The 21,266-nt window shown below is 68.4% G+C and carries 24 protein-coding genes; 7 read left to right on the top strand and 17 right to left on the bottom strand.

Annotated elements, in window-relative coordinates; genetic code table 11:
- Nucleotides 1–49: 49 nt before the first annotated feature.
- On the top strand, nt 50–406 hold the full coding sequence (locus AB0950_RS30005) for a hypothetical protein (protein ID WP_360151986.1): 357 nt from the start codon (nt 50–52) through the stop codon (nt 404–406).
- A 130-nt stretch (nt 407–536) separates the two neighbouring features.
- Here the strand turns inward: AB0950_RS30005 and AB0950_RS30010 are convergent, their stop codons facing one another.
- On the bottom strand, nt 537–1,454 hold the full coding sequence (locus tag AB0950_RS30010; RefSeq protein WP_360151989.1) for an alpha/beta hydrolase: 918 nt from the start codon (nt 1,452–1,454) through the stop codon (nt 537–539).
- A 110-nt stretch (nt 1,455–1,564) separates the two neighbouring features.
- Nucleotides 1,565–1,756, bottom strand: a complete 192-nt coding sequence (locus tag AB0950_RS30015; RefSeq protein WP_360151992.1) for a hypothetical protein — start codon at nt 1,754–1,756, stop codon at nt 1,565–1,567.
- Between the two features lie 164 nt (nt 1,757–1,920).
- Here AB0950_RS30015 and AB0950_RS30020 point away from each other — a divergent pair, with 164 nt between their 5' ends.
- Nucleotides 1,921–2,748 (top strand): MarR family transcriptional regulator, encoded by an 828-nt coding sequence (locus tag AB0950_RS30020; RefSeq protein WP_360151995.1) that lies wholly within the window; start codon nt 1,921–1,923, stop codon nt 2,746–2,748.
- A 454-nt stretch (nt 2,749–3,202) separates the two neighbouring features.
- On the opposite strand, the gene AB0950_RS30025 is transcribed toward AB0950_RS30020, so the two are convergent.
- The 7 genes from AB0950_RS30025 to AB0950_RS30055 all read right to left on the bottom strand — a co-directional run bounded on the left by AB0950_RS30025 (nt 3,203) and on the right by AB0950_RS30055 (nt 8,869).
- Nucleotides 3,203–3,862, bottom strand: coding sequence for an MSMEG_1061 family FMN-dependent PPOX-type flavoprotein (locus tag AB0950_RS30025; protein WP_360151998.1), 660 nt, complete (start codon nt 3,860–3,862; stop codon nt 3,203–3,205).
- A 134-nt stretch (nt 3,863–3,996) separates the two neighbouring features.
- On the bottom strand, nt 3,997–4,662 hold the full coding sequence (locus AB0950_RS30030) for a nitroreductase (RefSeq protein ID WP_366779823.1): 666 nt from the start codon (nt 4,660–4,662) through the stop codon (nt 3,997–3,999).
- Between the two features lie 66 nt (nt 4,663–4,728).
- Nucleotides 4,729–4,917 carry a hypothetical protein gene (locus tag AB0950_RS30035; RefSeq protein WP_366779824.1) on the bottom strand — a complete coding sequence of 63 codons (189 nt, stop codon included), beginning with the start codon at nt 4,915–4,917 and terminating at the stop codon, nt 4,729–4,731.
- A gap of 124 nt (nt 4,918–5,041) precedes the next feature.
- On the bottom strand, nt 5,042–5,980 hold the full coding sequence (locus tag AB0950_RS30040; protein ID WP_360569614.1) for a YcxB family protein: 939 nt from the start codon (nt 5,978–5,980) through the stop codon (nt 5,042–5,044).
- A gap of 857 nt (nt 5,981–6,837) precedes the next feature.
- The gene (locus tag AB0950_RS30045) at nt 6,838–7,707 is read right to left on the bottom strand and encodes a virginiamycin B lyase (RefSeq protein ID WP_366779825.1); all 870 of its coding nucleotides are present in this window, start codon (nt 7,705–7,707) and stop codon (nt 6,838–6,840) included.
- A 26-nt stretch (nt 7,708–7,733) separates the two neighbouring features.
- Nucleotides 7,734–8,408: a CatB-related O-acetyltransferase gene (locus AB0950_RS30050; protein WP_360569610.1), complete on the bottom strand. Its 675-nt coding sequence runs from the start codon at nt 8,406–8,408 to the stop codon at nt 7,734–7,736.
- A 68-nt stretch (nt 8,409–8,476) separates the two neighbouring features.
- Nucleotides 8,477–8,869, bottom strand: coding sequence for a VOC family protein (locus AB0950_RS30055; RefSeq protein ID WP_366779826.1), 393 nt, complete (start codon nt 8,867–8,869; stop codon nt 8,477–8,479).
- Between the two features lie 140 nt (nt 8,870–9,009).
- On the opposite strand from AB0950_RS30055, the gene AB0950_RS30060 reads away from it, so the two are divergent.
- Complete coding sequence (locus AB0950_RS30060) at nt 9,010–9,663, top strand: TetR/AcrR family transcriptional regulator (protein WP_360152016.1); 654 nt, start codon at nt 9,010–9,012, stop codon at nt 9,661–9,663.
- Nucleotides 9,664–9,945: 282 nt separating this feature from the next.
- On the top strand, nt 9,946–10,239 hold the full coding sequence (locus AB0950_RS30065; protein WP_366779827.1) for a hypothetical protein: 294 nt from the start codon (nt 9,946–9,948) through the stop codon (nt 10,237–10,239).
- A 369-nt stretch (nt 10,240–10,608) separates the two neighbouring features.
- Here the strand turns inward: AB0950_RS30065 and AB0950_RS30070 are convergent, their stop codons facing one another.
- Both AB0950_RS30070 and AB0950_RS30075 read right to left on the bottom strand, forming a co-directional pair.
- On the bottom strand, nt 10,609–11,751 hold the full coding sequence (locus tag AB0950_RS30070; protein WP_366779828.1) for a glycoside hydrolase family 19 protein: 1,143 nt from the start codon (nt 11,749–11,751) through the stop codon (nt 10,609–10,611).
- Nucleotides 11,752–11,927: 176 nt separating this feature from the next.
- Nucleotides 11,928–12,320 carry a septal ring lytic transglycosylase RlpA family protein gene (locus AB0950_RS30075; protein WP_360152022.1) on the bottom strand — a complete coding sequence of 131 codons (393 nt, stop codon included), beginning with the start codon at nt 12,318–12,320 and terminating at the stop codon, nt 11,928–11,930.
- A gap of 424 nt (nt 12,321–12,744) precedes the next feature.
- Between AB0950_RS30075 and AB0950_RS30080 the strand changes: the two genes are divergently transcribed.
- Complete coding sequence (locus AB0950_RS30080) at nt 12,745–14,103, top strand: beta-1,3-glucanase family protein (protein WP_360152025.1); 1,359 nt, start codon at nt 12,745–12,747, stop codon at nt 14,101–14,103.
- Nucleotides 14,104–14,244: 141 nt separating this feature from the next.
- On the opposite strand, the gene AB0950_RS30085 is transcribed toward AB0950_RS30080, so the two are convergent.
- The 5 genes from AB0950_RS30085 to AB0950_RS30105 form a co-directional block, all read right to left on the bottom strand.
- A complete protein-coding gene (locus AB0950_RS30085; protein WP_366779829.1) occupies nt 14,245–14,664 on the bottom strand; it encodes a transposase family protein in 420 nt (139 codons plus the stop codon).
- 55 nt (nt 14,665–14,719) lie between these two features.
- Nucleotides 14,720–14,941 (bottom strand): helix-turn-helix transcriptional regulator, encoded by a 222-nt coding sequence (locus AB0950_RS30090; RefSeq protein ID WP_366779830.1) that lies wholly within the window; start codon nt 14,939–14,941, stop codon nt 14,720–14,722.
- On the bottom strand, nt 14,941–15,432 hold the full coding sequence (locus tag AB0950_RS30095) for a DUF2975 domain-containing protein (RefSeq protein WP_366779831.1): 492 nt from the start codon (nt 15,430–15,432) through the stop codon (nt 14,941–14,943). Before AB0950_RS30095 ends, AB0950_RS30090 begins: the two co-directional genes overlap by 1 nt.
- A gap of 190 nt (nt 15,433–15,622) precedes the next feature.
- Nucleotides 15,623–16,642 carry a cytochrome d ubiquinol oxidase subunit II gene (locus AB0950_RS30100; protein ID WP_366779832.1) on the bottom strand — a complete coding sequence of 340 codons (1,020 nt, stop codon included), beginning with the start codon at nt 16,640–16,642 and terminating at the stop codon, nt 15,623–15,625.
- Between the two features lie 56 nt (nt 16,643–16,698).
- Nucleotides 16,699–17,979, bottom strand: a complete 1,281-nt coding sequence (locus tag AB0950_RS30105; protein ID WP_366779833.1) for a cytochrome ubiquinol oxidase subunit I — start codon at nt 17,977–17,979, stop codon at nt 16,699–16,701.
- A gap of 296 nt (nt 17,980–18,275) precedes the next feature.
- Here AB0950_RS30105 and AB0950_RS30110 point away from each other — a divergent pair, with 296 nt between their 5' ends.
- Together AB0950_RS30110 and AB0950_RS30115 are read left to right on the top strand one after the other, a co-directional pair.
- On the top strand, nt 18,276–19,016 hold the full coding sequence (locus AB0950_RS30110; protein ID WP_360569594.1) for a GAF and ANTAR domain-containing protein: 741 nt from the start codon (nt 18,276–18,278) through the stop codon (nt 19,014–19,016).
- Nucleotides 19,017–19,149: 133 nt separating this feature from the next.
- Nucleotides 19,150–19,377, top strand: coding sequence for a DUF5133 domain-containing protein (locus AB0950_RS30115; protein WP_360152046.1), 228 nt, complete (start codon nt 19,150–19,152; stop codon nt 19,375–19,377).
- 191 nt (nt 19,378–19,568) lie between these two features.
- Here the strand turns inward: AB0950_RS30115 and AB0950_RS30120 are convergent, their stop codons facing one another.
- The gene (locus AB0950_RS30120; RefSeq protein WP_360152049.1) at nt 19,569–20,894 is read right to left on the bottom strand and encodes an epoxide hydrolase family protein; all 1,326 of its coding nucleotides are present in this window, start codon (nt 20,892–20,894) and stop codon (nt 19,569–19,571) included.
- Nucleotides 20,895–21,266 lie beyond the last annotated feature (372 nt).

Here is a 21,266-nt window from a genome sequence, read left to right on the forward strand (position 1 = left end):
GATTGCCCCACGACGCCGAGTTGTCAGTGGGCGCCGTCATGATGGACTGATGGATGATCTCGCTGTGCTGCGGCAGGAGTTCTCGGAGAGCGACGACGGATTTCTGGCGACCGTGATCAGTGATCAGAGGTGGGACAAGGAGGCTTTCTCTCGTCTGGAACGGGCCATGCGTGGTGTGTGCGCAACGTTCGAGGAGCGTGATCAGCAGGACCTGCCGCGATGGCTGGTGGAAGGGTTCTGGCTGTGTGCTGATTGGCTTCCCGACCACACAGCCCATCCGCGGTTTCCCCGGCCGGAGCCGCCGACGTATTACGAGGCAGCTCTCACGAGGTTGCGAGATCTTCAATATTGGCTGGTGACGGGCGTTTCACCCTACTTGCCCGACCGTGCGATCGCAGACTTCTAGGACCCGGTGGCCAAGCGGCGTGGTGAATACGACTGGGGCATCTTCCGTGTGGCAGAGATGGTCAGGCGATCTGGCTGTTCTGCGTCTGGCGAGAGGCCGCAGTTGGTGACTGACCGCTTCGGTCGGTCAATTAGCGTTTGAGTTGGTCAGCTGTGTGTTCGAGGCGAGGGTTGTTCCCTTCGGTGCCGGTCCAGAACTCGCGCAGGGCGACGACGAGTGCTTCGGGCGCCTCTTCAGCGATGTGGTGTCCAGAGTCGATCGGACCGCCGTCCAGGCGGTTGCTCGCCCAGTCCCGCCACACGCTCAGCACGTCGCCGTAGAGGTCGACCATGTCGTCGTGAGTGGCCCAGAGCACTTGCAGCGGACAGTTGATGCGTCGGCCGGCCTGACGGTCCGTGTCGTCGTGTTCCCGGTCGACACCGAGGCCGGCGCGGTAGTCCTCGCACATGGCGTGCACGGTGGCCGGGTTGTGAATGGCACGGTGGTAGTCCTCGTACGCCTCGGCGCCCATCTGCTCGGGTGTGGCCTTGTACCAGGCGTCGGGGTCGGCATTGATGATGCGTTCAGCGGGCTTGTCGGTCTGCCCGAGAAAGAACCAGTGCCACCAGCTTGCGGCGAATGTCGCGTTGCAGCGTCGCAGTGCCTCCCCGATGGGGACGGCGTCCAGGACGCTCACCGCGGACACCGCTTCCGGGTGGTCCAGGGCGAGGCGAGTGGCCACATACGCGCCCCGGTCGTGCCCGACGACGGCGAACCGCTCGTGTCCGAGGCGGCGCATGACCGCCAGGCAGTCGTCGGCCATGGCGCGCTTGGAGTACGGGCGGTGCTCCGGGTCGGTCAGGGGCTTGTCGGACTGACCGTAGCCGCGCAGGTCCGGGCAGACCACGGTGTGACCGGCCGCAGCAAGCAGCGGGGCGACGCGGTGCCAGGTCGCGTGCGTGCGCGGGTGACCGTGCAAGAGCAGTACAGGAGGACCATCGCCGCCGTAACGCACCCGCAGATGGACGCCGTTGCCTTGGCATCGTGTCAGCTCGAAGCCGTCGAACACGGAACCTCCTACGCCGCGGACATCGCGGCTCGCCTGCCCCGAAGCGCTCCGTTCACACGGGCGTCGCCCCGTTGCGAGCGCGCGCTGCGACACGGCCCTGGTCGGACGGCTCAGCTGCCGGGTGCGGTGACGGTCACCAGGTGCGCGGTGACCGGAACTCGTGCGGAGCCGTCGCCGGCGGTGAGTGGCGTCAGGTCGGCCCGGATCATGCGTGCGGCGCGGGCGAGGCCGTCGGGAGCGGCCGTGGTCAGGGCCGTGGCCCAGGGCAGTGCGGAGCGGAAGCCGAGGACGAAGTCCGTCATCGGTGGCAGGGTGATGAGGATTGACCTCGCGGGAGGCGGTCTGTTCTGCGCCTGCTCAGCGCAGGGCTGCCACCACGTCGTCGCCGGAGCCCAGGCGCCACAGAGGAGTTGATCCAGTGGCCGGTACTGCTCCGCGGGGCGTGACCGCAGGCATGATGTGGGCCATGACTCACACCGCCCGCCGGATGTTCGAGCTCCTGGAGCCGATCTGCCTGGTCACCTACTTCGCCGACGAGTGCAACGTGGAGCTGGCCGCGCTCGGCCACCGCACCTACTGGGACGGCTACTTCGCCAGCCGCGCCGCGCCGCTGGGGCGGGTGCAGGCGCAGGTCGTCCACGCGGCCTTCTACAGCTTCGCCGACGGGGAGGTGGCGCGGCACATCCCGAGCGCGTGGGAGACGATCCCGCCCGAGGCGTCCGTCGCCGCGCGGGAGCGGGGCAGCGCGGCCTCCCTACGGCGGATCCTCGGCGACGAGCTGGCCGACTCCCCGGGCCTGGTGCGCGCCGCCGACCTGACAACCAAAGCCGCGACGAACGCGCCCACGGAAGGCCGGGTGATGTACGCGGGGATGCGTACCCTCCCGGTGCCGAGCGACCCGGTCGCCCGGCTGTGGCATTCCGCGACCATGCTGCGCGAGCACCGCGGTGACGGGCACGTCGCCGCTCTCGTCGGCGCGCGCATCGGCGGCACGGAGGCCCACGTGCTCTCCGCGTTGGAGCAGGGCATCCACCCGCCGGAGTCGTTCGGGCGCATCCATCACCTGCCGAAGGCGCGGCTGGCCGCGGTCATGGACGGCTTGCGCGAGCGCGGGCTCATCGACACCGACGGCCACTTCACCGACGCCGGCCGTGAGACCAAGCAACGCATCGAAGCCCTGACCGACGAGCTCGCCGCCCCGCCGTACGACGCCCTGTCTCCCGCCGAGCTCGACGAGCTGGTCGCCGAGCTGGAACCCATCACCGCGACGCTGGTGGCCGCGGGGTCGCAGTGACGAGCAGCGACTGACGGGACGAGGAGTCCCGGCGAGGAAGGTGCCTCGCACCCCGGCGAGCGGGAGGTCCAGTGCCCCGAGTGCGGCGCCGGCAGCGATGCCGAGCGTTGTAGGCGCCGGAGTTGGCTGCGAGGGTGATGTCCGTGCGGCCAGGCGCGCAGTGCAGGATCTCGCTCTGGGCGACCTTTGGGTTATCGCGGCGTCGGGCGTGTTCCGTGGCGTCTCGTCGGGATGGGCGGCGCCGTGATCTCCGCGTCGAAGACGCGGAGATCACTGTCTGTCTCGGCTGTGTGCCGGGGCTAGGTTCATCCGTGCGGGTGAAGCGTTGGAATCTCAGCCTCTATGAGTCGCCGGGCACTGCCGTCCCTATTGCGGGCCGTCCCGCGATTGATCTCGGGGCGTGCCGGCCCGGGGGTTCGACGGGCTCGTGGTTCAGCAGGCGCAGGTCGGCCCGTTACTCGTACCGGTACTTCAGCGAATCCGCCTCCGCCTGCTCGACGTCAGCGAGCGTCAGCTCCGGCATCCGCAGCTGGGCCAGCGTCACCTCGGCCGAGGTCGGTTGGGCGTCCGCCGGCAGCCACTGCTCCGGCTTCCAGGCCCCGCTGCGCAGGAGCGACTTGGGGCAGTGCGGGTAGACCTCCTCGATCCCCAGCACCAGGGCACTGGCCGGCGGCTTGCCCACGGCGGTCAGCTGCGACAGCAACTCCGGGCGGGTGGAGACGCAGGCCCGGCCGTTCACCCTGAGCGTCGTGGTGCGCCCAGGGATGAGGAACAGCAGCCCGGCCCGTCCGGTGGCCACGACGTTCTGCAGGGTGTCCAGACGCTTGTTGCCGGTCGCGTCCGGTATCGCCACCGTCCGTGCGTCCAGGACGGCGACGAACCCGGCGGGGCCGCCGCGCGGGGAAACGTCACAGTTGCCCTTGGCATCCGCGCTGGCGATCAGGACCAGCGATGAGCAGCCGATCAACCGCTGGGTCTGCTCGGTGAGTTCGGTCATCTGCTTGCGCACGGCCGCATCGCTGGGGAGCCCGTAGGCTTGGCGCAGGCCCTCCTGGTCGCGCACGGCGTCGAGGCGGAGCGAGTCGAATGCACTGCTGGCAAGGAGTGGCGTCATACCTCCGACCCTATGGGACCGACTTGTGATCGATCCCTGGTCAGTAAGTGCGGGGACATGGACACGGTCGCGCCTGCTGAACCACCACCCAGCCGACCACAGGCTGTCGTGCGGATCTTGACCCCGCCTGACGGTCACACTCCGATGAAGCTCACTGTTTCCGTCATATCCGCTCGCCCGGTACGCAGCCGGGGCACGCCTTCCTTCTCGAATCCCACCGAGACACCGCAGAACAGCACGAGCCTGTCCTCGGCTCCGACTATCCGGCTGACGGTCTTGCGATACATCGTCCACATCACCTGGGGACAGCTGTGCACCCCTTCCGCCCTCAGCAACAGCATGACCGTCTGCAGGTACATCCCTGCATCCCCCCACTGCCCGGGACCCATCGTCCGGTCGAGGTAGCAGAACAGCACGACCGGCGCTCCGAACGCCCCCGAGTTCAAGGCGGCGATCTTCATCGGCCTGTCGGGGTCGTCGCGCTCGATTCCCAGCGCTTCGTACCGCTGGGCGGCCGCGGCGGAAGAGCGGTCCAGATACGGCGAAGGCAGCTCGGTCGGATACATCGGGTACTCCCGCTCATCGCCCGGGTCCCCGGCAAGCGCCCTGGCCGTCGCACGCTTCTTCAGTTCGGCCAGGGGCTCGCCGGCCACGACATAGACATGCCACGGCTGGAGATTTCCACTCGACGGAGCCCGCGTGGCAGCGGTCAGCACTCGTTCGAGAACCTCTTTGGGTACCGGCTCATCGCTGAACGCCCGCACCGCCCGGCGACTGTCCACAGCTTCATACACATCCACGTGGTTCTCGCCCTCTCACTCAACGACGACCACCTCTCTACCCTCTTGAGTACACGCCGGAGGAGTTCATCGGCGGGGCAGAGGGACGAGGCCTGCAGGGGCGGTGGGGCTGATCGTGCTCAGCCGGCGGCGGAGCCGCTGGAGTTCGTCGTCTTTGGCGGCCGGGGCCGACAGGGCCTGTTGATGGCGTTCCTTGAGCTGGGTGAGTTCGGCGTGGCTGCGGGCGAGTTGGCCACCCCGAGTATCCCTGGTCATTCGAGCAACGACGGTCCGCCGCCCAGCAGTCCGACCCGCACGAGGCCGAAATCGTCCGCCTGCGAGCACGCAGCCGCGGCTCACCAGCATGGTCGCCGGGCCCACGCGGAGGACCGCGGCCTGCTCAGAAGTCGTAGCAGACGTAGGCGCCCTCGGGCTGGCGGGCGATCCGGTCCGAGCCCCAGCAGTGGAGCATCGGCCCAACGCGGTACAGGACGACGCCACCGGCCAGCAGGACTAGGACGGCGAGGACGGCGGTCACGATCCGCATGGCCGTCATCCGCCGTACGAGCCACCAAGCCCCGGCGACCGCGAGCGTTCCCAGCCCCAGCATGACGGCCGACATCGGGGCGGTGTTGTTCTGGATCCCGGGAAAGCGGTCCGGGTGCGCGGCGTGTTGGACGGCGGCGAAGGCGAAGAAGAACAACAGCAGCCCCAGCATCAACAGCCCGACGGAGCCGACCCCGCGGCCGACGGCCCGCCCCCGGCTCCGCGGACTTCCGGGCGCCTCGGCGTTGTCCGCGCGCACGAGCCGCCGGTCGAGGACCGCCCGCAGCCGGGCCACCTCCTCCGGGTCCGCCACGGCCCGCTTGGGCAGGACGACGAAGCCGACGGCGGACTTGTCGGCGCTGAGAAGCACGAACAGCTCCGGCGTCTCGACATAGCGCGAGTAGAGATGCCAGTCGACGGTGGCCGAGCTGTGCGCCGTGGTGAGCCGGATTCCGGTGTCGTCGACCGTCCCGCAGATGTCCCCCTGCCGTTCGGCGAGCCGGTGGAGGCGGCGCGCCTGCAACCACGGCACCGCAGTCATGAAGGCGACGAAGACCACCACCCCCGCATACAGCGGCCAGGGTGTGTCCCGGCGGCCGGAGCCAGCCGCCGACAGCAGGGCGCCGACGATCGTGACCGCCACCGTCCAGACCAGCGCCACGCGCTGCAAGCGTCCCGCGCCGGTGCTCCTCGCGCGTGCCCGCAGGGCGGACGCCAATTCGCCGACGGTCGGCCGGTAGGCCAGCTCCACCGGTCTCTCGGCGACCGCGTCCGTTTCCCGGCCCTCGGCCATGTCCCCTCCCCAGTCCGATGATCAACCGGATCGTAGGGCCTCCTCAGCCACTCCGGCGACCTGGCGGTGGTCGGCGTCAACGAGGTCACGCTGGTTGTGTATGACCCGTCGGCGATCTGCCCGGCGATCTCTCGAAGAGCGCCGACGCTTCGGGCTCTTCGCTCCGAAGGAGACCGACCGGCATGGCGAGGGACGGGATGCCGAGAGCTGCGTCGCGCCGGCACTGGCCGCATTCCCCTGGCATTCGGTCAGGACCGGACCGGAGGAGGAGTTCGGCGCCGCGGCGGTTGCGTGTGCGTGCCGATCGCTCGGGTCTCGCCGTGGGTCGGGCAGCACGTGGCCTGCCCGCTTGCACTATGGGTCAGTGAGAGCAGTTGGGGCGGAGGAACGGGGAAGGCGGCCGTCCCAGCCTGCGCGGTCATGACCGCCGTGGCCCGGTGCCGCCGGTTCAGGCGGACTCCAGGATGGGGCGGATCTCGATGGTCTCCGGGGTGGGGAGGCTCTTGGCGATCTCGATGGCTTCCTCGCGGTCGGCGACGTATCGATGAACCAGCCTCCGAGGGTCTCTTCGCCTGCCTGTGCGGGCCCGTCGGCCACCGCTGACGCGCCGTCGGCCGTTGTGCGCACCGTCGCGGGAGTGATGTGCCCGGTCTCCAGGGCCTCGCCGCCGACCAGTTTCCCGGCCGCGGCAAGACTGCCGATCCAGCCTTCGTATTGCTTGCGGCATGCGGCCCGGTCGGCCTGGATCCGGCGGCGTGACTCGTTCGTTTCGAAGATCACGAATGCCTATTTCATGAGGTTCCTCCCTGATCGCTCACTGGCGGGCCGCTGTTGATGGTGTGTGAGGGGGAGCCTGGTCAGGTGGCGCTGTCCGCGAGGGCTATGCGGGCGAGTGCGCCGATCTCCAACGCGGTCCACAGGGCGCCGTCGGGACCGAGGGTGATGCCGTGAGGTTCGCACTGGGGGGTGGGCAGGTCGTGGACGGTGATGGAGCCGTCGGGGGAGACCGTGCCGACCCGGTTGCCGGCCCATTCGGTGAACCATGGGGTGCCGTCGCCGTCGACGGTGACGGCGTGGGGCCGGGCGGTGCGGTCCGGCAGCGGGAACTCGGTGATCTGTCCGTCGGGAGTGATCCGTCCGATCTGGCCGGCGGCGATCTCGACGAACCACAGCGCGTTGTCGCGGCCTGCGGCGATCCCGACCGGCGCTGCCGCCTGCGTCGGCAGGTGATGCAAAGTGACCTCCCCGTCCATGCCGATCCTGCCGATGGCGTTCGCCTGGTTGAGGGTGAACCACATCCCGCCGTCGTCACCGGCGGTGATCGCTGAGGCGAACGCGCCGGTGACGGGGAGCGGGAACTCGGTGATGCGGCCGTCGACAGTGATGCGGCCGATGCGGTCCGCCGCGGTCTCGGTGAACCACAGCGCGCCGTCGGGTCCCGACGCGATGCCGAACGGTCCGCAGCCGGGGGTGGGCAGGTCGAACTCGTCGATGACGCCGTGGGTGGTGATCCGCCCGATCCGGTCCGCCCGGTACTCAGCGAACCACAGCGCGCCGTCGGGGCCCGGGGTGACGACGCTCGGCCCGCAGGCGGGGTCGAGCCGGTGGCTCGTCGGCTCCTCGCCGGGCACGAGCCGTCCGATCCGGCCGCTGTGGACGAGGGTGAACCACAGCGCGCCGTCCGGTCCCGTTGCGAGGGCGTAGGGTCCGGCTGCGCTGTCGGCCACCGTGTGCTCTTCGATGGACACCTGGGTCAACGGGGCTTTTCCAAACCGTGCTCGGTGGCGATGCGGGCGATGTCGTCGGGGGTCCCGGCCATGATGGTGCGGGCGTGTTCGGTGACGAGGTCGACCGGCCAGTCCCACCACGCGGCGCGCTGCAGTCGCTCGATGTCGGCGTCGTCGAAGCGTTGCCGAATCGGTCTGGCCGGGTTGCCGCCGACGATCGCGTACGGCGGGACATCGGCGGTGACCACGGCGCCGGCCGCGATGATGGCGCCGTCGCCGATGCGGATGCCAGGCATGACGGTCACCTGGTGACCCAACCAGACATCATTGCCGATGACCGTGTCGCCGCGGCTGGGCATGGAAGTGACGATGTCCAGGGTTTCCTCGGCCCAGCGGCCGCCGAACATGGTGAACGGGAACGTGGACACGCCCATCGTCGGATGCTCCGCGCCCGCCATCAGGAACCTGGCGCCCGTGGCGATCGCGCAGTACTTGCCGATGACCAGACGCTCGGGGCCGTAGGCGTACAGGACGTTGAGGTGTTCGAACCCGGTCGCTCCGGCCGGGTCGTCGTAGTACGTGTACTCGCCCACGACGATGTTCGGCGAGGTGACCAGTGGTTTGAGGAACACCACCCGGTCATGCGCCGGGAGTGGGTGAACGGCGGTGGGATCAGGAGACGCGGTGGGATCAGGCGACAACGTATCGTCCTTCGGTCCTTGGGCCCATGGTCTTCGGAATGTGGTGGCTCACGGCTTTGCGAGGGCAGTCAGGCAGGGATGGAGGGAGCTACCCACTCGACGAACTGGACGACCACTCCGTTCGGGTCCTTGATCTGGAACAGCCGCTCACCCCAAGGCTCTTCACGCATCGGCATGGTGATCTCGACACCCTCGGTGCGCAGCCGCTTCTCCTCCATGTCGATGCCGGTGCCGGTGAAGGCGAGGATCATGCCCGACGCGTGCTGGTTGCGCTGGTCGGCCGGCAGCACCTCGATGCCGCGCGCGAGCAGGACGACGTCCACCGCGGCGTCCTCGCGCGTCAGGGAGGCGAATCCCTCGGCGGCGGCCTGTTCCGTGTAGCCAAGGTGGCGGGTGAAGAACCGCTGCGACGCGGAGACGTCGTCGACGGTGAGGGAGACGGTGGACGCGGTGATCCGCAAAACGGTTCTCCTCAGGGGATAGGCGGAGTCGTCTCCGCTGGTGGGCGAGGCCGCCGGGCGTAAATTTACGATGGACATAAACTTAGTCTGAGAGTTCGAAACCTGTCAACGTAAATTTGCTACGAGGGTAAGATTTCCCCATGGCTACCGACACCGCTTCGTCCACGCACCCCGCCGGCCTGCGGGAAACGAAAAAGCAGGAGACCCGGCAGCTCATCTCCGACCACGCCACCCGGCTGTTCATCAGCCAGGGGTTCGAGCAGACCACGATCGCCGAGATCGCCGCCGCCGCACGGGTCGCCAAGAAGACGGTGACCAACTACTTCCCGCGCAAGGAGGACCTGGCCCTGGACCACCAGGACGCGTTCATCGCCTCCCTGGCAGACACGGTGACGACGCGACGGCCGGGCGAGTCCGCACTGGCGGCGCTGCGCCGCGACTTCGCCGACTCCGTCGCGGCCAGAGATCCGATCTCCGGGTTCTCTGGTCCGGCATTCGCCCGCATGATCACCGACAGCCCCACCCTCACGGCCTGCCTACGCGGTCTGCACGACCAACGCGAACGCGCCCTCGCCCACGCCCTCGCCGCAGCCGTCGGCGCACCACCGGGCGACATCACCGTCCAGACAGCCGCTGGGCTGCTCGGAACCGTCCATCGCATTCTGTTCCAGCGCATCCAGGACCTCACCCTGGCCGGGCACCCCAACGACGAGATCGCCGAAACCATCACCGCAGAAGCGGCCAGCGCCTTCGAGATGCTCGAACCGGCCCTCGCCCACTACGCCGTCGCCTGAACACGGGCCCACCGCCTGCTTCCGCAGGACAACCGCACAGAGCGCGCAGCCACACCTGTCACGGCACCGAGCCGGCCCGCGGCATCCGCGGAAGAAGGATGCTGGAAGTCTCGCCGCCGGCGCGCAGGCTTGTCGGGCGGACGCGGTACGGCCGCAGCATCGTGATCGACACCGTTGGGCTTCTCATCGGAGTCCTGGGTCGCCGGGGCAAGCGTGCAGGACTCCGTCGCCGGCCAAGCCCTCGTCGAGAAGGTGCCCGTTGAACACCCAGGGTGTCCCTGCATGACCCCGCTGATCGCGCTGGGCACCTTCGGCGTGGTCGCCGCCCGTACCTGCGGGCGCCATATCTGCCACACGGGCCGCGCCGGTGCGCCGGTGCGCGTCACACCCTTCGCCAACGGCGCGACGACCGCCGCCCGGATCTCGGCGGGCGCCGCCACATCCGCGTACTTTTTCCTCCGCTTCGACGGGGTCACCACGCTGACGGAGGGGCCGGTCGACCCGAAGGACACCATGCCCCGCGCCATCCTGCTCACCGCGCTGCTCGGCGGCGGCATCTTCGTCCTGGTCGCCTAGACCACCCAGCTCGCTCGTCCGGGCAGTGCCGTCGACGCGGCGACCTGATCTCCTCGTTGTTCCTGGGCCGGGCTCGTGGTCGCTCTTGGTCGCGCAGTCGCCTCCGGCATCGCCGCGCAGGCGAACACCTCACGCCTGCTGTACGCGATGGGCCGCGACGGTCGCCCTGCCCTGGCCTCTACCTGCAGTAGCACCTCGACGGCGGGAAGCTCACCCCGGGTCTGATCTGGCTGGGCCTCGGCGTGGTGTACCTGGCCCACTGACCCGGATGTTCCGCGTCCCGCCGCCGGAGATGTCGTTCACGGAGACCGCACCGGAAGACGTCCAAGGTGCCGCGCCTCCGCGGAACACGAAGTGACCGGGGCTCGATCAGCAGTACAGGTTGCCGCCGGGGCTGACGCCGAGAATCGACGCGAACCGCTGATAGGCGTCCACGCGGCTCTGCACCTGGGCGGGGTTCTTGCCGTCACACTCCAGGGAACCGTTGATGGAGCGGATGGTCTGCCCGAAGCCGGCCTGGTTCACCATGGCGTTGTGCGGGGTCATGGTGCCGGGGCCGGACTGGGTGTTCCAGTACCACAGGCCGGTCTTCCAGGCGACGGACGCGTCGTTCTGCACCAGCCAGGGGTTGTCGAGGAGGTCGATTCCCAGGGCGTCGCCGGCGGCCTTGTAGTTGAAGTTCCAGCTGAGCTGGAGGGGGCCACGGCCGTAGTAGGCGGCTTGGCCGGCCGGGCAGCCGTACGGCTGGCTCCAGTCGCAGTAGGTGGGGTAGTTGGCGGTGTTCTGCTCGACGACGTACACCAACCCACCCGTCTCATGGCTGACGTTGGCGAGGAAGGCAGCGGCCTCCTGCTTCTTCACGGTGTCGCTTCCGGTGTTGGCGAAGGCCGGGTAGGCGCCGAGGGCCTGGACGAGGCCGCTGTAGGTGTAGAAGCTGTTCCGGTTCGGGAACATCTGGTTGAACTGGGCCTCGGAGACGACGAATCCGGACTCGGTGCTGCTGCCGCCGCTCGCCGGGGCGTTCCACTTCTGGTTGGCAGCCCCGGTGCAGCTCCAGATCTGCAGACGGGTGCTGTTGGCGCTGGTGTTGTCCCGCACGTCGAGGCACTTGTTCGCGGCCGGGTTGACGATGTCATGGGCCGATGTGACCACCCACTGCTGGTTGGGCCCGCCCGAGCAGTCCCACAGCTGGACGGCCGCGCCGTCGGCCGTGCCGCGGTCGACGACGTCCAGGCACTTGCCGAGTGCCCGAAGAGTTCCGTCACCAGGGTTGGACCACTGCTGGGCAGCGGTGCCGTTGCAGTCGTAGAGCTGGACCGCGGTGCCGTTCGCGCTGGAGGCGCCGGCCACGTCGATGCACTTCCCGGCGAGTCCGGTGATCTGGCCGTCGGCGGCGTGGGCGGGCGCGGTGGTGAAGAGTGCGGCGAGCAGGGCGGCGACGACGGCACCGGCCGCGAATCGGCCGAAGGCCGTGCGTCTGGGGAAGAGCCGTATGACGTGGGGGGTGGGCATGCGGAGATCGCTCCTTGGCCGTGTCGTTGGGTGACGGGTGACGGGTGACGGGTGACGGGTGACGGGTGACGGGTGACGGGACGGGGCCGGGCGACGGCTGACGGCCGACGGGGGTAGGGCGTGGGACGCACGAGGTCGTGGTGCGACGGCCTGGTCAGGTGCGGTGAACGGCGCCCTCAGTCCAGGACTTGCTGGGTGACGACGATGTGACCGGCGTCAGGATCAAGGCTTCCGCCGAGCCGGGCGAAGGCTCCGTCGGTCAGGTCGAGGCACTTGGGTTCCTGGGGCGTCTGGACGAAGGTGCCCCGGTCGTTGATGCGTACGACCAGCGTCCTGCCGTTGGCGACATTGGTGACCTGGACATGGGTGCCGAACGGCAGCTGAGGCTGGCGGCTGAGAGAAGTCGCGGCGGTGTCCGCGTTGTTGTCGAAGAGTTCTCCGTCGGCGGTGAGCGCGCCCGGTGGCTGGGGCCCGTAGTGCGTGGCCCAGCACTGGTCGTCTGCCTTCTGGGGGGCGGCCAGTGCGGTGGAGGCCGTCGGAAGACAGGCCGAGAATGCGAGCGCGGCCACGGCGAGGCTGCACCGTAACGCGGTGAGACGTGTGGGGGAGTGTCCGGCCATGGAGGACGATCACTGCCTTTCGGAAACAGGGAAGTACGGGGGACGACACACCAGCTCAACTGGCCTGAAGCCTGGGCGCGTTCATGACGCCCGTCGGCCGGAACCTAGAAGGTCTGTACCAGACACGTCAAGTGATGAACGGTGATGAGGGCTTGGGGTCGGCCAACTGAACGGCTCCCGAATATGGCCGGGCGGTTCAGTGCGTGGCTCCATCGTCCAAGGCGCAGGTGCACCGTTCCGTGCCTGTGAACTCCACTGGTTTCGCGTTCAGTTGTTGACGCCGTGCAAAGGCGGGAGTACAAACCCCGAGAGCGCTCTCACCCCTGCTGTTCCTCCAACCCCCACGCACGCCCCCCGGCATCCGGAGACTCCTATGCAGACTTCCTTGAGTGCGCTCACGCGCAGACCAGCGACCGGTGTCGCGCGCTCGCGGACGGCTCTCGGCCTGGTGATCGCCCTGCTCGCGGCCTGCTTCCTCGCCCTGACGCCCTCGCCCGCACGGGCCGCCGACCAACTGCTCTCCCAGGGGCGGCCCGCCACTGCGTCCTCCACCGAGAGCGCGTCCTTCCCGGCCGCCGCAGCAGTTGACGGCAACTCCGGCACCCGCTGGTCCTCGGCCTTCGCCGATCCGCAATGGCTCCAGGTGGACCTCGGCTCCGTCCAGCAGATCACCCGGGTCACCCTCACCTGGGAGGCCGCCTACGCCAAGGCCTACCAGATCCAGACCTCCACCGACGCGACCAACTGGACGACGGTCTATTCCACCACCACCGCCACGGGCGGCACCCAGAACCTGACCGTCACCGGCAGCGGCCGATACGTGCGCCTCTACGGGACCGCGCGGGCCACCCCATACGGCTATTCGCTCTGGGAGTTCCAGGTCTACGGCCCCGGCGGCGGCACCACTCCGCCGGACGACTTCTGGGGCAGCACCAGCGACATCCCGCCCGCGCAGAACGCCGTAGAGGTGAAGATCCTCAACCGCACCAACGGCAAGTACCCCGACAGCCAGGTCTACTGGAGCTTCAACGGCCAGACGCACTCCATCGCCGAACAGCCCTACCTCGACATGCCGGCGAACTCCGCAGGCCGCATGTACTTCTACCTGGGCTCGCCCAACAGCCCTTACTACGACTTCATCGAGTTCACGGTCGGCAACAACGTCTTCAACGGCAACACCACACGGGTCGACGCCTTCGGCCTCAAACTCGCGATGCGGCTGCACGCCAAGGACGGCTACGACGTCGAGGTCGGCGAGAACCGGCAGACCTTCGCCGAGGACCGCGCCACCACGTTCCAGCGCTTCACCGACGCGGTCCCGTCCCAGTTCAAGGTACTGGCCCAGACCCAGGCCCCGTATCGCATCATCGCCCCCGGCAGCGACCCGAGCTTCCGCGCGGGCGGGGCGAACGCCAACTACTTCACCTCCTACGCCCAGTCCGTCGGCGTGAACGCGGCCACCTCCGACATCTTCGGCTGCGCCGCCTCCCTGGCCGGTAACCCGGACATGTGCGCGGCCCTCAACCGTCACGTGGCCACGCTGCCGGCCTCTCAGCAGTCCGACCCGAGCCAGTACTACAAGGCCGCCCCGGCGAACTACTACGCCAAGTTCTGGCACGACAACGCCATCAACAACCTCGCCTACGGCTTCCCCTACGACGACGTGGCGGGTCAGTCCTCCTTCATCTCCCACAGCAACCCGCAGTGGCTGCTGGTCGCCGTCGGCTGGTAACGGCCAACGCCTGCGGAGGGGTTGACTGCGGGACCATCGCACTGTCTCGCTCTCGGTTGGCTGTGCGTGGTGAGGCGGCCGCTCGCGGCCCGTTGACGAAGCCGCAGTTCTTCCCCTCCCTCCGGGCGATCACCCGGGCGATTACGGTGCGCGCTGCCTCGTGTCCGTGCTTCGCCTGGCAGCTGCGTCGAATACAGCGGCGAGGAAGGGAAACCGGCGTGGGCCTAGCCGATCGAAACGACTGCCGCCCCCTGCTGGGATGCCGGAGGCCGGCGGCGATGGTGCTCTTTCCGGCGAGGCGAAGGGCGCCGATGGCGAGGTTGCGCCCGCGGCGGTGATCCGCTCACCCACCGCCGGCAGAGAGGTCGATCCGGCCCCAACCGCGCACGCGGTCAGCGCGAGCACGACGACCAGAGCGTGCCGTACGCCGCGCGGATCGCGAGGGGCGGGAACCTCGGCCAGTCGCTCCAGCAGACCCGGGATCTCCTCGGGCACGGCATCGGGGTGCTCGCGGAGTTGGTCGAAGGCGGGCAAGATCGGCGATGATGCGTCGGCAGGCACGGTCTTCCACCAGGGTCACGGGGCGTCGAGAACTCCATGATCTTGGAAGGGCCCGTCAGTCAGCTGCGGCGTCCTCGGGCTCCCAGCGCAGCAGGTCGCCTGGCTGGCACTTGAGCACCTCGCAGAGCACGGCGAGGGTCGCGAAGCGAACCGCCTTGGCGCGGCCGTTCTTGAGTACCGCCAGGTTGGCGGGAGTGATCCCTACGCGGTCCGCGAGCTCGCCCACGGACATCTTCCGCCTGGCCAGCATCACGTCGATGTCGACGGCGATCGGCATCAGATCACCTCGTCCAACTCGGCCTGCATCTGCGCCGCTTCGACGTCGCGCGCGACGGCCTGGGCGAGCAGCATCCGCTGCACGAGCACGATGAGCGCGACTCCCAGGATCCCCACGCCGATACCGCCCATGATGACGGTGACGCCCGGGTCGTCCCGCTGGCCCGGCGCATTGATGGCCGTGACCGCGAACCACACGAGGGCAGCCGCAACGATCGCGCCGATCACGCCGTCCACGTAGCGGAAGGCGGCGTGGGAGAACACGGTTCCGCGTCGCACCATCGCCACCAGTCGCCATACGCAGACCAGGGCGACCTGGACCGACACCATGCCCAGGATCGTGATCACTCGCAGCGGGGTCAGCGGGAGCGACCCGTCCTCCGGGTCACTCCCGCTGACCAACGCCCACACCATCCCCGCCTGTACGAACACGGTGCCGACGAGCACCACCACGAGCACGGCGCGCAGCGCACCCACGGTCAGCTTTCCCATGACCCATCCTTCCATCGAATCCCGATGGGAATCTATCGAGATTCGATAGGTGAAAGCAAGGGCTGGGACGGACCGGAAGCCACCCGACTACGCCGAAGCCCTGGGATCGCGGGCGCAGAGGGGAGGAAGGATGCGCTTATCGATGGCGGATATGACGTCTGCGCGGAGAAACGGTGTCTGTCCCTACCGCTCACTGTGTCGGCCGGTGGCGCGGCTGTGAGGCCTGTGCGCGTTGGAAGGTGCCGTAGAGGAGCCACAGGGCCGGGATCAGCAGGACGGCTCCACAGGCCAGGGAGATCAGGCAGGCGGAGAGCACGGACGGTTGCGAGGCGGCCTGGCCGACGGTGAGGCTGCCGACGAGCATGGCCGGGTACTGGGCGGCGCCCCAGGACCACAGGATCGCAGCGACGGCCAACGCCGCGGCCGCGCGGGCCATGAGAAAGTGCCGGGTCGCCAGCAGTGCGAGGCCGGCCACGCCGCTGAACGCGCTGAGCACCACCAGCGGGAGCGCCCGGTGCGTGAGCCCGTGGAACAGGGCGGGGGCGTCCGCGTGCAGCACCGCCGTGCCCGCCAGAGCGACCGCACCGCTGGCGAGCCCGGTGATGACCGCCCGCCGCGCAAAGGCACCGGCCAGCCGTGCGTCGCCTTCACGGGCCACGTCCGCGCACAGGTAGACGGCGGCGAGGTGAGCGCAGGTGAGCACAGCGAGGACGCCGCCGAGTGCGGAGGTCGGATTGAGCCAGCTGGTGAGCACGTCGCCCTTGGCGAGTCCGGCCGGCACCCGGCCGGAGGCGATCGCGCCGGCGACGGCGCCCAGGAAGTACGGTGTGAGCAGAGATGAGATGGCGAAGAATCCGCCGAACAGCCGCTGCTGCCACACCTCACTGCTGGCCTTGCGGAAGGCGAAGGCGGCTCCACGGGCGATGATGCCCAGCGCGGCCAGGGTCAGCGGCACGTAAAGGGTGGACATCACGGCCGCGAAGACCGGTGAGAAGCACGCCCACAAGATCACGATCACGAAGATCAGCCAGACATGGTTCGCCTCCCAGACCGGCCCGATCGTGTGCTCGATGACTTGTCGCTGCCGCGCGCCGCGGCTGGTGCTCCCGGCGAGCAGGTCCCACACCCCGGCCCCGAAGTCGGCGCCCGCGAACAGCGCGTAACAGGTCAGCCCGAGCCACATGACGGCCAAGGCGGTGTCGGCGAGCACAAGACCTCCAGAGAATGGCAGCGGCAAAGGTGGGGGAAATGGACAGCAGGGGTGGGTCAGACCACGGGATAGCCGCGCACATCCGCCTCCTGGGGGGCGACCGGCACGGCCGTGCCACGGGCGAGGCGGCGCAGCACATACACCGTCGCCACGGTCATCGCCGCGTGCACCACCAGAACCAGCCACAGGCCGGTCAGCAGCCCGGGCGCCGGGTTCACCGCGTCCCGCACGCTCATCACCCCGTACACGATCCACGGCTGCCGGCCCAGCTCGGTCACGCTCCAACCGCTCTCCAGAGCCACGACGGACGCCGGGCCGGCAAGCGCGACCAGGGCCAGCAGCAACGTGCTCGCACGCCGGTCGAGGAGCCCGTCACCGGCGCGCCGGGTGCGCCACCAAGCCAGCAGCAGCCACACGCCCAGCGCGAGAAGGAAGAAGCCGATGGCGACCATGAGGTCGAAGGCCCAGTGCACCCCGGTGACCGCCGGCCACTGACTGCGCGGTACCTGATCGAGCCCCTTGACCACCGTGTCCGCCCGGTATCCGACCAACAAGGACAGCCCGTCGGGGACCTTCAGCCCGTCCTCCAGGCCATTGTTGCCCGCAACGCCACCGATGGTCAGCGGAATGTGCGATCCGGTGCGATAGACGCCCTCGATGGCGGCGAGCTTGACGGGCTGGTAGTCGGACAGGAAGCGGGTGGCCCAGTCGCCCACCACTATCTGGAAGGGGGCCGCCACCGCCCCGACGGTGAAGGGAAGGACGAACCCGGCCCGGTGATAGGCGTCGCGCCGGCCGCGCAGCAAAGCGACCGCGTAGACGGAGGCGGTCAGGAAGGATGCCACCATGAACGCGGCCAGGACCATGTGCACGGTCTGCGGCGGACTCGCCGGATTGAGCATGGCCGCCCACGGGTCGACGCGGACGACCTTGCCGTCGCGCAGGGTGAAACCGCGGGGCTGATTCATCCAGGCGTTGGCACAGACGACGAACAACGCGGAGGCGGTGCCGGCGATCACGATGGGGATGCCGGTGAGCAGGTGCCGGCGCGGCGGCAGCCGGTCCCAGGCATACAGGTAGATGCCGAGGAAGATCGCCTCGATGAAGAACGCGATGCCCTCCAGCGCGAACGGCAGCCCGATGACCTGCCCGAACCGGCCCATCAGGCCCGGCCACAGCAGCCCCGTCTCGAAACTGAGGATGGTGCCCGACACGGCCCCCACGGCGAACAGCACGCCCATGGGCCGCGCCCAGCGGCGCGCCAGCAGCTTCAGGGCCGGGCTGTTACGGCGGATCCCCAGCCACTCCGCCAGCAGGGTGAGGGCCGGCAGTCCCACGCCGAGGCAGGCAACGATGATGTGCCACGCAAGAGAGAACCCCATCTGGGCGCGGGCAAAACAGATCTCCCTCGCTGGCAGCACTGGCGAGAACCACGAGGGACGAGGAACCGACGACTGCGGTGACTGCAGGCACAAGCACGCTCCCGCATCTGACGGAACAGTGTCACGCCGCTTCCGAGCGGCGTGCGGTTCCTGCCGAGGTAACCCCGTGCGGCAGGGGCAAACCGACTCTGGGCAGTGCGGTGGTCGGTAGAGTGGGCGGGAGAGGCCATACCGCGCCGGCTGGTGTGTCGGTGTCGAGGTGGTGGCCGCGCTGGAGATGTTCCTTCGGAGATCGGGCTCCGTCGCCCCGGTGGCACGAGACGGAGTCGCTCGAGGACTTCCTGCAGTCCCTGGCCGACGCGGCCGTTGAGCTGACCGCGGCTGAGGGTGCCGGGGTGACGATCGAACGCGATCATCGTCCTCTCACCGTGGTCAGCGCGGGTGCGGTGGCGCGGCAGTTGGACGAGAAGCAGTACGGCCAGGACGACGGCCCGTGCCTTCAGTCCGTCCGCACCGGCGAAGAGGTCGTCGTCGACGACATGCTCACTGAGACACGCTGGGGCGACTACCCGGCCTATGCCGCGGCCTGCGAGATCCGCTCCTCGGTCTCCCTGCCGATCGCCGCCCGCACCCACACCGCCGGGGCGCTGAACCTTTACGGGGGTCCGCCGCAGGCGTTCGAGAACACTGATCTCAGCGCGTTGCGCTCCATGGCCGCACAGGCCACCGGAGCCATCGCACTGGCTCAGCGCATCGCCGACGCGCAGGCGTTCGCTGACCAGATGCGTACGGCGATGCAGTCCCGCAGCGTCATCGACCAGGCCCTCGGAGTGGTCATGGGCCAGCGTCGCTGTACCGCCGACGAAGCCTTCGGCATCCTGCGCTCCGCCTCCCAGCACCGCAACATCAAACTCCGCGACCTGTGCACCGAGTTGATCACCAACCTCACCGGCCAGCCACCCAGCCCTCCTGATCTGCGGCCCCGCCCATGACACGGCCAACCGTACTGAGCTGGCCTTTCGGTCCTGGCCGCTTTCCTGGGAAGCGGGGGGAATGACGGCCAAGGCCCGGGGCACACGGGTCGATGTACGAGCCATGTTGATTACGGGATCAGGGAGACTTGCGATGCTGATGGCACACCCTGCGGTACTGACGAACCTGATCGAGCAGTACGAGACGCTGCGGATCCTGCACGCCGAGAACGGCAGCCCCGAGGTGCGCCAGCGCATGGACGACGTCGCCTACACACTGTGCGTGTCAACCGGCACGCGGGACATCGATGCCGCGCTCATCGCCGCCCGCCACCGGTTGCCCGGCGCCCGCCCGCAGGACGACTCCCTTCTCACCGTCTGATCGTTCCTGGCGTTCGACCTGCCGGCCTCATGTGTACGACTGCCGATCCGCCCACGGTGACCAGCCTTCAAGAACTGACGTACCCGACCACGAGCTCGATCCCCGTCTCGAGCCCCGAGAGGAGTCGATGACGCAGCGGGACCGGTCGAGCCGTGTCAGGGCCTTCGAGTACAGCCCGTCCAGCATGCAGGTCACTTCCCTGTACGTCCCTGTGGGCTGCGCAGCGTGCTGAACGCTGCACGGAGTTCGTTCGTGAAGATGTCCGGGACTTCCCAGGCAGCGAAGTGGCCGCCATTGCGGACTTGGTGGAAGTAAAACAGCTTGTGGTAGGCGCGCGATGCCCAACTCCGCGGTGCCTGGTAGATCTCACCAGGAAAAACGGTGATGGCGGCCGGTATGGATACCGACACGGCGTTGAAGTTGTTCGCGTTGTTCTCCCAGTAGAGACGCGAGGAGGAAACCGCGGTTTTCGTGACCCAGTACAGCGTGATGTCGTCGAGCATCTCGTCCTTGGTCAGCACGCGCTCGGGAACGCCGCCGCTGTAGGTCCAGGCGGCGAACTTGTCGTACATCCAGGCGGCCAGTCCGACGGGGGAGTCGGTCAGTCCGTATCCCTCGGTCTGCGGCCGGGTGACCATCATGGCGGAGTAGCCGGATCCGGTCTTGTAGAAGGTGGCAAGTTTGTTGTAGGCGGCCTTCTCGCCCGGGTCCAGCCCGGCCGGTTCGGGGTCACCGCAGGCGAGTTTCTTGGCGATGTCCGGCGGGACGGTGGCCGGGAAGTTCACGTGGATTCCGAGCAGTCCCTCGGGCCGCTGCACCGCCATCTTGTCCGATATGACGGCACCCCAGTCGCCACCCTGGGAAACGTAGCGTTTGTATCCCAGCCGTTCCATCAGCACGGCCCAGGCGCGTGCGATGCGGTCGGGGTTCCAACCGGTAGCCGTCGGCCGTCCCGAGAAGCCGTAGCCGGGCATCGAGGGGATGACGAGGTGAAAGGCGTCCTCGGCGCGTCCCCCGTGCGCCGTGGGATTGCTGAGCGGCTCGATGACCTTGAGGAATTCCAGAATAGAACCGGGCCAGCCGTGGGTCAGGATCAGGGGCAGCGCGTTGGGATGGCGGGAGCGGACGTGTATGAAATGTATGTCGAGTCCGTCGATCTCCGTTACGTACTGCGGCAGGGAGTTGAGCTTCTCTTCGATATTCCGCCAGTTGTAGGTCGTTCCCCAGTAGTGGGCGAGTTCCTTGATCGTGGACAACTGGACACCTTGGGACTGATCATGGACCGTTTCCCGGTCGGGCCACCGTGTCGCCATGATGCGTCGACGCAGATCACTGAGATCCTGCTCCGCAATGTTCACACGAAAGGGACGGATACTCTGCTTCTCACCCACCGTGACCGGTTTCCCGGTGTTTTCCAGGCCTTGCAGACCAAGAACCCCCGTCGCTGCCGCGGTGACGGCGGCGGCCGAAGTGCCGATGAACTTCCGGCGAGAATGGGCACGGAGAATTTCAGGCATGACGGATCTCCTTGATCATCCCACCGGTTCCGGTGATCGTTCCGCTGGCGGGGCGGAATAAGAAGGGGGTGCGCGCAGTTTTGTGACTCATGAACAGTCCCTGTTACTTTAAGTAATGATAGCTATCTCTAGGTGAGCGCGCAATTCGGCAGCTCGGGCTACGCCTGAGCTGAGCTGGGAGTGCGAGGCAATGGCCCGGCCCGGTGTGAAACCAAAGGCAGGCAGGCGCGGGGACGGATTCCTCGGCCATGCGCGTGGCAACTCGGACTTACAACGGCTATTGACCTTGAATGCGTGATGTCGTCATGGTGGCTGGCGTCGGAGACCGGTGCCGGTGAGGCAGCCGTCGAGGACGTCGTGGCGGTACTGAAG

This window comes from Streptomyces sp. NPDC007189, assembly GCF_040703635.1.
Taxonomy (GTDB): Bacteria; Actinomycetota; Actinomycetes; order Streptomycetales; family Streptomycetaceae; genus Streptomyces.